Below are 12342 nucleotides of genomic sequence, written 5' to 3' on the forward strand. Positions count from 1 at the left end.
GTCAGACGGTTTCCGAGTAGGCCGGAGCGCGGCGGCGGGAGTGTCCGGCTTCATCGGCGCCCCCGTCGTGTTTTGGGCTGATTTCCTTGGGGGCGTGGTGGCCGTATTCGGCCAGGTCGTCGTCGATGTCCGTGACCTCGTCGAGGTGGATCGGGTCCTCGCTGGGCATCGGCTCAACCGTCTCGCCGGCGAAGACGCGGCGGGCGCGGTCCGCGTCCAGGGTCCGGTCCCACCAGGCGATGAACAGCGTGGCGACGGCGTTGCCCGTGAAGTTCACCAGGGCCCGGCACTCGGACATGAACTTGTCGATGCCGAAGATGAGCATGATGCCGGCGGCCGGGATGGTCCCGATGGTGGTGAGCGTGGCGGTCAGGGCGATGAAGCCGCCGCCGGCGACGCCCGCTGCGCCCTTGGAGGTGAGCAGCATGACCGCGAGCAGGCCCAGCTGCTGGCCGATGGTCAGGTCCGTGTTGGTGGCCTGGGCGATGTAGAGGGCGGCAAGGGAGAGGTAGATGGCGGCGCCGTCGAGGTTGAAGCTGTAGCCGGTGGGGACGACGAGTCCGACGGTTTCCTTCTTCACGCCGGCATGTTCGAGCTTCCGCATCAGGCCCGGCAGGGCAGGTTCGGCAGTGGACGTGCCCAGGATGAGCATGTATTCCTCTTTGAGGTGCCGGATCATCGTGAAGATGTTCAGCTTCAGGAACGCCATGACGGAGCCGAGGACCACGACGACGAAGAGGATCGAGGTGGCGTAGAAGAGTGCGATCAGCCCGCCCATGCTGGTGAGTGAGGAGACGCCGTACTTGCCGACGGCGAACGCCATCGCGCCAAAGGCGCCGATGGGGGCGGCCTTCATGATGAAGCTCAGGATCTTGAACATGACTCCGGTGAGGCGCTGCACGCCGTCCAGGACGGGCGCGCCGACCTTGCCCATGGCATTCAGGGCGATGCCAAAGACGACGGCGATGAAGATGATCTGGAGGATGTCGCCTTCGACGAAGGGGCCAACGATGCTGTTGGGAATGATGTGGGTCAGGAACTGCCACCATTCCTGGTGGGCACCGGCGTCGATAAGCTTCGCGGCAGACTCTGAGGTCTTGATCGAACCCGCGTCCGCGTTGACGCCGTCGCCGAGGCGGAAGATGTTAATGGCGACCAGGCCGAAGATCATGGCGAAGATGGTGCCGACCTGGAAGTAGGTCAGGGCCTTCAGGCCGGTCATGCCAACTTTTTTGAGGTCCGCGACGCTGGCGATGCCGCCGACGATGGTCAGGAACACGATCGGGCCGATGAGCATCTTCATCGAGCTGACGAAGGTGGTGCCGATGGGTTCCATGGCGATGCCGACTGTCGGTGCGAGCCAGCCGACCAGGATGCCGATGAGAATGGCGGTCAGTACCCAGAAGTACAGCTGCTTGTACCAGCGTGTCTTGGGTGCCGGCGTTGCCGTGCCGGCGGTGGTGATGTGATCCATGATTCCTACCTCGTTGTGGAATGTCGCTGGAGGGTGCTTTGAAGAATGAAAGTGGCGGAAAGGGCGGCGGCGGTTTGCGGCACCGCCGCCCACTCCGGGCTTGTACTGACCGCCGGTTTGTCGGCTGGTCCGGTGTTCTGGTTAGACGGCGGCCAGGGTGTGGCTCAGGGCGTTGATGATGGCGTCGGTGACGTCGTCGGTGTTGGCTTCGCCGCCGACGTCGCGGGTCACATACCCGGCTGCGGTGGTCTGCTCGATCGCGGCCTCGACCAGGCGGGCTTCCTTGTGCAAGCCGAAGTGGTCCAGCATCAGTGCGGTGCTGGCGATCGCACCGATCGGGTTGCTGATGCCCTTGCCGGCGATGTCCGGAGCGGAGCCGTGGACCGGTTCGAACATGGACGGGAAGCGGCGCTCCGGGTTTAGGTTCGCGCTGGCTGCCAGGCCGAGGCTTCCGGCCAGGGCCGAGCCGAGGTCCGAAAGGATGTCTGCGTTCAGGTTCGATGCCACGACGACGGACAGGTCCTCCGGCTTGAGGATGAACTTCGCGCTCATCGCGTCGACCAGGACGCTTTCGGTTGCCACGTCCGGGTAGTCCAGGGCCACGCGCTGGAAGGTTTCGTCCCAGAGGACCATGCCGTACTGCTGGGCGTTGGACTTGGTCACGGAGGAGACCTTCTTCACCGTGCGGGTCCGGGCGAGGTCGAAGGCGAAGCGCATGATGCGTTCGCAGCCCTTCTCGGTGAACAACGCGGTCTGCAGGGCGACCTCGTTGCCCGGGCCGCGGCCGCTGAGGTTCCGTCCGCCGAGGCCGGCGTATTCGCCTTCGCTGTTTTCGCGGACAACCACCCAGTCGAGCTCGGTGTGGTCGGCCTTGCGGAGCGGCGACTGGATGCCGGGGAGGAACTTCACCGGGCGGATGTTGGCCCACTGGTCGAAGTTCTGGGTGATGTTCAGGCGCAGGCCCCAGAGGCTGATGTGGTCCGGGACGTTTTCCCAGCCGACGGCGCCGAAGTAGATGGCGTCGAAGTCCTTCAGGGTCTCCAGGCCCTTGGGGTCCATCATCTGGCCGGTCTTTTCGAAGTACCCGCAGCCCCAGGGGAACTCGGTCCACTCGAAGGAAAACTTGCCGCTGGAGTTCTCGGCGAGGGCGTCCAGGACCCGGCGGCCTGCGGAGACGACCTCTTTGCCGACGCCGTCTGCGGGGATTGAAGCGATGGTGAATATCTGGGTGGCGCTCATGTGCCTACCTCCTCGTTGAGTCTGTTAGCAGCGTCACACTGCCCTTCCTCTTCAAGTAGAGGGCATGACCCCGAACGGCGTCCAAGACCAAGATTCGATACGGTAAATAGGTTGAGCCTATTGGTTCGCGGCGTGCGTCTCGTCCTGGACGGCGTGGAGCTCCGCGATTGCCAGGAATGCCCGGGCCGCAGGCGTCAGGTCTTCCTTCCTGCTCAGGATGGCCACATCGAGGTGCGATACCGGTTCAATCAGCAGTGTGTGCAGCCCTGCCTTGTGGGCAGTCGGGGCCCAGGAGGACGGCATCACCGCGTGGCCCACACCGGCAAGCACCAGCGGCAGGATGGAGGTCCGGTGGGCCACCTCGACCACGATCTCAGTGTCAACGCCGTGGGCCAGGGCGTCATCCACCAGCCAACGCATCAGCGAGCCGCGCTGGCTGGCGATCAGCCGGTGCCCGCCAAGGTCCTCGCGCTGGATTGCCGCCCCGGGGCCGAAGGTGTCCGCGTGGGGATTGACGATGAGGATCAGCGGCTGCCGCTCGAGGTTGATCACCTGGACGCCGGGAACCTTGATGGCGCTGGACGAGCCGGCCAGGCCGATCTCGGTGCTTCCGCTGCGGACCGATTCGATCACCTCTTCCGGGGTGAACGCGGCGCTGACATTGAGCCGGACCGACGGGTGGGCCCGGATGAAGCCGGCGATCATGGACGTCAACGGCTCAATGCCCGGGGACGGCATGGTGATGATGTCCAGCCTGCCGCTGCGGACGCCCCGAAGAGCCTGGACCGCCGACTGTGCCGCATCGAGATCGCGCATCACCAGCCGCGCGGGTCCGACGAGTTCCTTGCCGGCTTCGCTGAGCACCACGCGGCGGCCGATGCGGTGGAAGAGCGGCACGCCCAGCTCGTTCTCCAGGCCGGCGATGGTCTGGGACAGTGAGGGCTGGGCGATCAGCAGGTGTTCCGCGGCACGGTTGAAGCCGCCATGGTCAACCACCGCCAGGAAATACTTCAGCTTCCGTGTGTCCATGCCAGCTTCGTCACCGCTTCCGATCCCGGGCTCCCGTCGCCGCGGAAGCATAGATAGCCTACGCCTATCGAATGCCCGGCGGTGGTTGGGCCTGCTGAAATCTCGATCTCGACAAGCTCGATAAGCGGAGTGGAATCGATCAGCGGCTTAGCGGCTGTAGATTCCCGTCAGCGTGGCCGTGCCCAGCAGGTGCTTGGCGAGCTCGGTTCCGAGACCCGCGGGCTTGGTCCCGGTCTTCAGTTCCCCGACGTCCAGGGCATAGACGGTGACGACGTACCGGTGCCGGCCGTGCCCGGGCGGCGGGGCGGCGCCCAGATATCCGTGGAAGCCGGCGTCGTTCTTCAGCTGTACGGCGCTGGGCGGGAGCTGCGGGCCTGCCTCGGCTCCGGCTCCCTCCGGCAGCGACGTGACATCGGCCGGGATGTTGAGCACAGCCCAGTGCCAGAACCCCCCGGCGCCGGGGGCGTCGGGATCAAAGACCGTGACGGCGAAGCTTGCGGTGCCCGCCGGCGCGCCGCTCCAGCTCAGCTGCGGGGACTCGTCCGCGCCGCCGGCGTGCATCCTGCCGCTGCGCTGCGCGGGATGCAGGGTCTCACCGTCCTGGAACGAGCGGCTGGTGAGCTCGAACGACGGTACGTCCGGGAGGTTGGGAAAGGGACTGGCGGATGTCATGGCGGCCTTTCAGATGGTGGTGACTTCGGCTTCCTCTGCTGCTGCTTCGACGCGGTTGAGTTCGGCACGCGTGGGCGGATTGGCACCGGCGCGGGACACTGTCACGGCGGCGGCGCGGGAGGCGTGCGCCAGGAGGGCGGCGAGGCCCTCGGCGGGCAGCGCGCGAAGGTCGGCCCGGTTCTGGGCTCCGGCCAGCCCGCGGTCCACCACGCCGGACAGCAGCGCGGCCATGAAGGAGTCGCCGGCACCCACGGTGTCCGCCACTTCCACCCGGGGCGCGGCGAATTCGGTCTCCCCCGCCGCCGTGATGCCCCACGGGCCGGCCGCTCCGCGGGTCACCACCACCATGGCTGGGCCTTCGGCGCCGCCCAGCGACAGCCAGCGCCGCGCCGAGTCCAGCACGTCGACGCCCGGGTAGAGCCAGGCGAGGTCCTCGTCGGACGCCTTGACGACGTCCGAAAGAGTCACGAACTTCTCCGCCTGGCGCCGGGCATAGTCCGCATCCGTGATGATGCTGGGGCGGCAGTTGGGGTCAAAGCTGATGGTCGCGGAGGGGTGGGAATGTTCGACGGCGGCCAGGACGTCAGCGGCGCCCGGCGCCAGCATCGTGGCAATAGAGCCGGTGTGAAGCAGGGTGGTGCCCTGCAGCATGAACGGCAGCCGTTCGGCGAGGCCGGGAAGCTCCCAGGCGAGGTCGAACGTGTAGGTGGCGGCGCCGTCGTCGTCCACCAGTGCGGTGGCCACGCTGGTGGGCAGGCCGTCCGGGGCCTGCGGGAGCATGACCGAACTGGCCTTCAGGTGGGCGGCCACCGACTCGCCGTAGGCGTCGCGGCCATAGCGGCCGATGAATTGCACGGGGTGGCCGAGGCGGGCGAGGCCCACCGCGACATTGAGCGGGCTGCCGCCGACGTGGGCTTCGATTCCGGAGCTGCGCTGGACGACGTCAACGAGGCCCTCGCCAATAACTGTGAGCATGGACATACTCTGCCAGAGAACGCGGCCCGGCGCTCAGTGGATCCGGGCAGGCAACAGTGCAGCGGACCTTCCGGCCCGCTGCACGCTCCCGCTGCGGTAATTCGCTAGGACTTCTTTCCCGGCAGCGCGAGCTTGAAGACCTTGGCCCAGGACGATCCGACCTGCTTGAGCAGCGGACCCGTGGTGTACGGCAGGCCGTAGCGCTTGCAGATTTCCTGCACCTTCGGGGCAACCTCGCCGTACCGGTTGGACGGCAGGTCGGGGAAGAGGTGGTGCTCGATCTGGTGGGACAGGTTTCCGGTCATGAGGTGCATGAACTTGGAGCCGGAGATGTTGGCAGAGCCGATCATCTGCCGGACGTACCAGTCGCCGCGGGTCTCGCCTTCCACCATTTCCTCGGTGAACGTGTCTGCCCCTTCGGGGAAGTGGCCACAGAAGATCACCGCATGGGCCCAGACGTTGCGGACGGCATTGGCGGTCAACGTGCCGTAGAGCGCCTGCTTGCCCGAGCCGGTCAGCATGGCGACGGCCGGAGTCGCGGCGTAGTCCTTGGTGAACTGGGTGACTACCTTGCGGCCCAGGGCCTTGAGGTCACGCTTCATGGCCTCCTTGGACTTCTTGCCCTCCTGGTAGTCCACTAGCTCGAGGTCGTAGATGGCGATGCCCCACTCGAAGATGGGCGCCAGGATGGCGTTGTACAGCGGGTTGCCCAGGTTGTGCGGCTTCCACGGCTGGTCGGCATCCATGCGCAGGAGGTTGTATCCAACGTCGTTGTCCCGGCCCACCACGTTGGTCCAGCGGTGGTGCAGGTCGTTGTGCGTGTGCTGCCAGGAACGTGCCGGCGTGACGAAGTCCCATTCCCAGGTGGTGGAGTGGATGTCCGGGTCCCGCATCCAGTCCCACTGGCCGTGCAGGATGTTGTGCCCGATTTCCATGTTTTCGAGAATCTTGGCGAGGCTCAGCAGAGTGGTGCCCGTGACCCAGGCGGCCTTGTTGCGGCCCATCAGCAGCGCGGCGCGGCCGGAAATCTCGAGGCCGCGCTGGACCTTGATGACGCGCCGGATGTACGCGGCGTCGGACGCCCCGCGCTTGGCCAGGATGTCGTCCCGGATGGCGTCCAGTTCACGGCCCATCTCGGCAACCTGCTCATCGGTAAGGTGCGCCGCAGCCGGAGGACGCACCAGAGGGCTGCCGGAGGAGGCCAGCGCACCGGGGCGGTGCTTTGCCGCCGTCCCGTTGATCGACGTCGATTTCGCGGCTGTGCGGTCAGATATTGCAGTCATACGGTGTAGCTCCTCAGATGTCGAGGTTAACGGGCCCGGCGGCTGCCGAAACACACGTCTGGATTAGTTGGCCCGGTTCGCCGTGGACTTCGCCGGTGCGCAGGTCGCGCACCTGGCCGGCCCGCAGCGGTAACAGGCAGCTGTGGCAGATACCCATGCGGCAGCCGCTGGGCATCAGGACTCCCGCGTCTTCGCCGACGTCGAGCAGCGGCGTGCCGCCGTCGGCCTCAACCTCGCGGTCGGACGCCTCAAAGGTGACCAGGCCGCCGTCGTGCCCCGCCCCGCCCACCAGGCTGGTGTTGAAGCGTTCGATGATCAGGCTGATGGGGTCCGCGGCGAACGGGCCCGGCGCTGCTTTCTCGTGGGCGGCGGCTTCGCTGGACCAAAGCGCCTCGGCGTCGTCGAGGAATTCCTCGGGGCCGCAGGCGTAGGCGGCGCGCTGGCGCCAGTCCGGGCACAGCTCCTCCAGCTGGGCGTTGGATCCGAAGTCCAGCCGGCCGCGTTCGCCGGTGTACCAGTGGGTGACGCGGAAGTTGGGGAACTGGTCCGCGAGCTCGGACAGTTCCTCGTGGAAGATGCTGTCCTGCGGCGTGCGGGCGGAGTGGATGAGCACGACGTCGGCGTCCGGGCGGTGCGGCACCAGGGTGCGGACCATGGACATGACCGGCGTGATGCCGCTGCCCGCAGTGAGCATCAGCAGCGGGCGGGGGTGTTCCGGCAGGACGAAGTCGCCCTGCGGCGGCGCCAGGAACAGGATGTCCCCGGGCTTGGTCTGCCGGACCAGGACGCCGGAAACCGCGCCGACGTCACTCACCGTGATGGCGGGATCCTGCCCGGCAGGGGCACTGAGCGAGTACGAGCGCCAGTGGCGCACGCCGTCCAGCTCCACGCCGATCCGCGCCCACTGGCCGGCCTTGTGGGCCTTCCAGCCGCGGCCGGGGTGGAAGTAAATGGTGGCCGAATCCGCAGTTTCCGGAACAACCTTGGTGACCACGCCGCGCAGCTGGCGGGCGGAGAACACAGGGTTAAAAAGCGCAAGAACATCCTCCGGCGCCAACGGAGTGGTCAGAACGGACGCGGCGCGCGCCAATTTGCGAAGCCGAATCATGTTGTCCACCACCTGTTGGATTCACCCATATATTTCTCCTAGTGAAGCCGGTGATCGTAATATACAAAACTACCCCAACCCCCAGCTACTACATTCCCCCATGCAGGTGCCGCTAGCAACCGGGAACAACTGTGACAGTAAGTGTACTTATCATTTATGGTCACGGCGAGCGGGTAGCTCCGAGGGCAAGGCTGGTGCGCCCCCGCCCGGACTCAGCCGGCAGCGGCCTTACTACCTACCCCATGACTGTGCAACGAACAGAGGTCGGTGGAGTTCCCATTCTTGCGTACGCGAGCATCAACCCCTCTACGACCAGGCCTCACCGGTGGCGGGGCCTGGTCGTTGCCTGCAGGACCTCGTGGTGCCTGCTCGGCGACTAACGCCCCCATTTCGGGTGGGATAGCAGTCCATACCGGCAAGCTTCCAAGGTTTTCAGAAGTTGTCCAGCGAACACTGGTGTTGTTGTACCTCAGGTTTCTGCACCTCAGGGGGGATTGGCAGGCCGGCGGCCATCGGCTGCGGGCCTGCTTCATTTAACACCACCTGATCGCACAATCTGGAGGAATCATGTCTTCTCGCAGGGCAGTTCTGAGGCTCGGTTTGGCGGGCACGGCAGCGTTGACCGGGGTGGCGGTGAGTGTTGGTGGGGCGGCGCCGGCCTCTTCGCTCATTACCGGGAGCCTGCTCGCACCGAAGAACACGCCAATCCCTTTCCAGGCGCTATTCCGCCGGCCCCCGGAGCTGGTGCCCTTCCAGACGGGCTTCGATGGCGGCGACCGGAAGCGGCCGTTTGCACGCTACGCACTCACCCAGAAACTCGGCCAGGCCCGGTTCCTGCCCGGTCTGTCGACCACGGTGGCCGGGTACAATGGCATCTTCCCAGGCCCCACGATCCGGGCCCGACAGGGCACCCGGATCGAAGTGCGGATTCGCAACGCCTTCCCGCCGCTCGGCATTCTCCAGCCAGGCGCCTTCAGCACCTCCACACACCTGCACGGCTCGGCGTCCCTGCCCCAGTACGACGGCTATGCCAACGACATCACCGTTCCCGGCAACGTCAAGAATTACCACTATCCCAACAGACAGACCGCGCGGACGCTTTGGTACCACGACCACAAGCACCACATCACCGCCCAGAATGTGTACTCGGGGCTGGCGGGGTTCTACCCGCTATCGGAGCGGTTCGACCTGGCGCAGCTGCCGCAGGGGGAGTTCGACGTGCCGCTGATGCTGTCGGACGCATTGTTCAACGCCGATGGCTCTCTGGCGTACAACGACAACGGCCAAAAGGGGCTGTGGGGTGACGTGATCATGGTCAACGGCGTGCCGTGGCCGACGATGAAGGTCAAGCCCCGCATCTATCGTTTCCGGGTGCTGGACGCCTCGATTGCACGCTCCTACCGCCCCACCCTGTCCAACGGAGAGCCCGTGTACATTGTCGGCACCGACGGGGGTATGACGCCGGTGGTGCAGGCCGTGTCGTCCTGGCGGCAGGGCACCGCGGAGCGCTACGAAATCCTGATTGACTTCCGCAAGTACAGGCCAGGCCAGAGCGTGGAACTGCGGAACCTCAGCAACAAGAACAACCTCGACTTCGCCAACACCAACAAGATCATGCGGTTCCAGGTGGTGGCCGACTCCGGTTCCGGCAAGGGGTCCATCGACGCGATCCCCGCGCGACTGGACGACGGCGGATCGCCCACCGCGTCCCGGGGCGGTATCCCCACGATGAAACTGACCCCGGAGATGGCCGTGGTGAAGCGGCAGCTCAAGTTCATGCGCCAGCACGGCCAGTGGACTATCAACGGGGTCATTTGGGACGACATAGAAAGGTCCGGGTTCACCAAGCTCTTCGGCAACCCCCAACCAATGGCTGTCGAGCAGTGGACCATCATCAACGAGTCCGGGGGCTGGTTCCACCCGGTGCACGTCCACCTGACCGACGCCAAAATCATCGCCCGCAACACCAACGGCGGCAAACCGTTCGCTTGGGAGGGCGGGCCCAAGGATGTCTTCTACGCCGGTGAGAACGAGTCCATCACCACGCTGATGCAGTTCGACGTCGGACCGCGGGAGGGAGGGCGGTACATGATCCACTGCCACAACCTGGTGCACGAGGACCACGACATGATGGTGCAGTATTCAGTGGGCGACCTGCGGACCAACAACCCCATCACCTCTGACCCGCCAATCCGCGACTCCTTGCCCGTGAACGCTTTCCCACCGGTTTACCGGCCGGCGTTTCCGGCCGGAACGTGAGCAGCGGGACTGCCCCACTCCCGTCTCCCACGTGAGAGGGAACCTTGGAGCGCGTCAGGGGTGCGGGGGCGGCCGGCAGGCGTTTCACGCCAGCCGCCCTCCCCTAGAGCCCCAGCAGCTCCTGCACCAGCTCGCGGCATTTCCGGTAGGACGAGGCCTTCGGGTCGATCAGCGCGAAGTGGTCACCCGGAACCTTGACCACCTGCACCGGCGCCCCTGCGGCCCGGGCGGCCGCCACATAGGCTTCCGACTGGCTCATGGGTACGGTGTTGTCCTCAAGGCCGTGGACCGCATAGACGGGAACGTCGAGCGGGACGGCGCTCATGGGATCGGCGTACTTGTGCCGCTTGGGGTACTTGCCGGACGAGCCGCCCATGAGGTTGCTCACCGCGCCGTTGCTGAGATCGAGCCAGTCGGCCTGGGCCAGGTTAAGAAGCCCGGACTGGCTGACCACGCCCGTCAGGTGCACCGCTTCGCCGTTGAGGTTGCGCAGGACCTGCCGGTCCGCGTCCGGCGCCCCGAGCCCTGCGAGCCGGTCCCGGCCGGCTGCCCAGACGGCGAGGTGGCCGCCGGCGGAGTGTCCCAGCGCCACCACACGGGAAATATCCAGGCCGTGTTCTTCGGCTATTTCGCGGAGCTTGTCGATCCCGGCGAGGACGTCTTCGAAGGTGTGCGGCCAGCCGCCGCCGTTGCCTGCCCGCCGGTATTCAAGGTTCCAGGCGGCCATCCCGTGCGCGGCGAGGTCCTTGGCCAGCGGCTCTCCCAGTTCCGCGCCGTACTGCGAGCGCCAGTAGCCGCCGTGGATGACCACCACCACGCCTCGGGTCACCGTGTGCTTGCTCCGGGACTGGGATGCTGGCGGCGGTTCCGGCAGAAAGAGCTCCCCCCATTGGCTGGGGTGGTCACCGTACTGGTACTTCTGCCGCTTCACTGCATCCTCCTTGGGTCCCGGTGAACAGGACGGCGTCCAGCGCCGCCAGGTTCACCACTGCCGCAGCGCCCGGCAGTCCATTGGACAGCAGGGCACGACGGCGCACATCAGCCATGTGCCGAGCCTACAGGGGAGCCGGTCCCGCCGGGCGGAAGCCACCGCCGCGACGGGGCAGGCGGCCAGGTTTCAGGAATGACGACGGCGGCTGGCGGCGGGGGTGTCACCCCCGCCGGCGTCGCACCCCCTTGATAGTTTGGAACCATGGCAAGCAACTGGGATCGCCTGGACGTCAGTCAGCGCGACTCCGTGCAGGAAAACGTAGAGCTCTACGAGCGAGTCCGGCCTGCCCTGAAGCTGGTCACCCGCGAGGTCCTGCAGACCCTCCGGACAATGCTCAAGGACACCGAAGTCACGCCGCTGTTCGTCACCGGCCGCACCAAGTCCGTGGAGTCCTTCCGGGAGAAAATCTCCCGCACCGAAGAGCCGCTGGAACCGGGCGACCCACGGGCGCTGAAGTTCCCCGATCCGTTCCGCACCCTCAACGACATGGTGGGCGTCCGCGTCATCACCAAGCTGCCGGCCGAAAACGCCGCCGTGGCCAACCTCATCAAGCGCCAGCGGCAACTCTTCGACTGCCGCGGCGACCGTGAGAAGGACATCGGCTCCATCGAGTCCGGGACGTACGGCTACTCCAGCCGCCACCTCATCCTGCGGACCATCCAGAACGAGGCCGTCAAGGACTACCAGCAGGTCTTCAACCCGGAGGCGCAGCCCAACGGCAGCTACTTCTTCGAATGCCAGATCCGCACCGTGTTTGCGCATGCGTGGAGCGAAATAGAGCATGACATCCGGTTCAAGGCCGAGGACCCGCGGGCCTGGACCCCGCACTTCGACCGCCAGTTCACCGCCACCGCCGCCATGCTCGAAACGGTGGAGACCGCATTCGCCGACCTTCATGAACGCTACGAGGAGGTCCGCGGCTACTGGGACATGGACGGCGAGGGCTCGGCGCAGCTCACGCCCAACCGCATCCGCGACGTCTGGCGCACGCTGCTTCCGCACGTGGACCGTAAAGTAGATGACGACTGGGGATGGGCCGCCGAGCTCATGGCAGCCCACGGCCTCAACCAGACCGTGCAGCTCGCCGGCCTGCTCAGCGCCAACCGGATCACCGAGGTCCGCAAGGCCCTGGACCACCGCTACTCCCCCGGCCCGGACCGGCTGCTGGACGACCTCCTCCTCTGGCAGTACGGCACCAAGCACATTGACCTCACAGCCGAGGCGCCCGACGCCGTTCCGCACCCCCGGCGCGACAGCCTCCAGCGGCGGCTGAAGCAGATCGAGCGCTACCGCCAGACCAAGAAATAGGGAT

The 12342-nt window shown here is 66.2% G+C and carries 11 protein-coding genes; 2 read left to right on the forward strand and 9 right to left on the reverse strand.

The genetic code is table 11. The features are described 5' to 3' along the window. Nucleotide 1 precedes the first annotated feature (1 nt). The 7 genes from dctA to ABFP37_RS17260 form a co-directional block, all read right to left on the reverse strand. Nucleotides 2-1474, reverse strand: coding sequence for a C4-dicarboxylate transporter DctA (gene dctA, locus ABFP37_RS17230; protein ID WP_347034303.1), 1473 nt, complete (start codon nucleotides 1472-1474; stop codon nucleotides 2-4). 141 nt (nucleotides 1475-1615) lie between these two features. After that, nucleotides 1616-2713 carry a tartrate dehydrogenase gene (locus ABFP37_RS17235; protein WP_347034304.1) on the reverse strand — a complete coding sequence of 366 codons (1098 nt, stop codon included), beginning with the start codon at nucleotides 2711-2713 and terminating at the stop codon, nucleotides 1616-1618. A 117-nt stretch (nucleotides 2714-2830) separates the two neighbouring features. After that, nucleotides 2831-3742: a LysR family transcriptional regulator gene (locus ABFP37_RS17240; protein ID WP_347034305.1), complete on the reverse strand. Its 912-nt coding sequence runs from the start codon at nucleotides 3740-3742 to the stop codon at nucleotides 2831-2833. Between the two features lie 147 nt (nucleotides 3743-3889). Next, the gene (locus ABFP37_RS17245) at nucleotides 3890-4414 is read right to left on the reverse strand and encodes a YbhB/YbcL family Raf kinase inhibitor-like protein (protein WP_078028633.1); all 525 of its coding nucleotides are present in this window, start codon (nucleotides 4412-4414) and stop codon (nucleotides 3890-3892) included. A 9-nt stretch (nucleotides 4415-4423) separates the two neighbouring features. Next, nucleotides 4424-5389 (reverse strand): carbohydrate kinase, encoded by a 966-nt coding sequence (locus tag ABFP37_RS17250; RefSeq protein WP_078028690.1) that lies wholly within the window; start codon nucleotides 5387-5389, stop codon nucleotides 4424-4426. A 104-nt stretch (nucleotides 5390-5493) separates the two neighbouring features. Continuing rightward, complete coding sequence (locus ABFP37_RS17255; protein ID WP_078028634.1) at nucleotides 5494-6672, reverse strand: acyl-CoA desaturase; 1179 nt, start codon at nucleotides 6670-6672, stop codon at nucleotides 5494-5496. 13 nt (nucleotides 6673-6685) lie between these two features. Further along, nucleotides 6686-7780 (reverse strand): ferredoxin reductase, encoded by a 1095-nt coding sequence (locus tag ABFP37_RS17260; RefSeq protein ID WP_078028691.1) that lies wholly within the window; start codon nucleotides 7778-7780, stop codon nucleotides 6686-6688. 567 nt (nucleotides 7781-8347) lie between these two features. Between ABFP37_RS17260 and ABFP37_RS17265 the strand changes: the two genes are divergently transcribed. Further along, nucleotides 8348-10039, forward strand: coding sequence for a multicopper oxidase domain-containing protein (locus ABFP37_RS17265; protein WP_347034306.1), 1692 nt, complete (start codon nucleotides 8348-8350; stop codon nucleotides 10037-10039). A gap of 103 nt (nucleotides 10040-10142) precedes the next feature. Here ABFP37_RS17265 and ABFP37_RS17270 read toward each other — a convergent pair whose 3' ends face one another. Together ABFP37_RS17270 and ABFP37_RS17275 are read right to left on the reverse strand one after the other, a co-directional pair. Continuing rightward, nucleotides 10143-10970, reverse strand: a complete 828-nt coding sequence (locus ABFP37_RS17270; RefSeq protein WP_347034307.1) for an alpha/beta hydrolase — start codon at nucleotides 10968-10970, stop codon at nucleotides 10143-10145. Then, complete coding sequence (locus tag ABFP37_RS17275; RefSeq protein ID WP_185982358.1) at nucleotides 10942-11085, reverse strand: hypothetical protein; 144 nt, start codon at nucleotides 11083-11085, stop codon at nucleotides 10942-10944. The genes ABFP37_RS17270 and ABFP37_RS17275 overlap by 29 nt, the downstream gene beginning before the upstream one ends. 146 nt (nucleotides 11086-11231) lie before the next feature. On the opposite strand from ABFP37_RS17275, the gene ABFP37_RS17280 reads away from it, so the two are divergent. After that, nucleotides 11232-12338, forward strand: coding sequence for a RelA/SpoT domain-containing protein (locus tag ABFP37_RS17280; protein WP_078028637.1), 1107 nt, complete (start codon nucleotides 11232-11234; stop codon nucleotides 12336-12338). The last annotated feature ends 4 nt before the right edge of the window (nucleotides 12339-12342 follow it).

It is taken from the genome of Burkholderia sp. RS01, assembly GCF_039748055.1.
In the GTDB taxonomy this organism is placed as follows: domain Bacteria; phylum Actinomycetota; class Actinomycetes; order Actinomycetales; family Micrococcaceae; genus Arthrobacter.

Coding starts and splice junctions, on each gene's coding strand:
- ABFP37_RS17250 (WP_078028690.1), bottom strand. CDS start 5,389: ATGCTCACAGTTATTGGCGAGGGCCTCGTTGACGTCGTCCAGCGCAGC.
- ABFP37_RS17255 (WP_078028634.1), bottom strand. CDS start 6,672: ATGACTGCAATATCTGACCGCACAGCCGCGAAATCGACGTCGATCAAC.
- dctA (WP_347034303.1), bottom strand. CDS start 1,474: ATGGATCACATCACCACCGCCGGCACGGCAACGCCGGCACCCAAGACA.
- ABFP37_RS17240 (WP_347034305.1), bottom strand. CDS start 3,742: ATGGACACACGGAAGCTGAAGTATTTCCTGGCGGTGGTTGACCATGGC.
- ABFP37_RS17265 (WP_347034306.1), top strand. CDS start 8,348: ATGTCTTCTCGCAGGGCAGTTCTGAGGCTCGGTTTGGCGGGCACGGCA.
- ABFP37_RS17235 (WP_347034304.1), bottom strand. CDS start 2,713: ATGAGCGCCACCCAGATATTCACCATCGCTTCAATCCCCGCAGACGGC.
- ABFP37_RS17275 (WP_185982358.1), bottom strand. CDS start 11,085: ATGGCTGATGTGCGCCGTCGTGCCCTGCTGTCCAATGGACTGCCGGGC.
- ABFP37_RS17260 (WP_078028691.1), bottom strand. CDS start 7,780: ATGATTCGGCTTCGCAAATTGGCGCGCGCCGCGTCCGTTCTGACCACT.
- ABFP37_RS17280 (WP_078028637.1), top strand. CDS start 11,232: ATGGCAAGCAACTGGGATCGCCTGGACGTCAGTCAGCGCGACTCCGTG.
- ABFP37_RS17245 (WP_078028633.1), bottom strand. CDS start 4,414: ATGACATCCGCCAGTCCCTTTCCCAACCTCCCGGACGTACCGTCGTTC.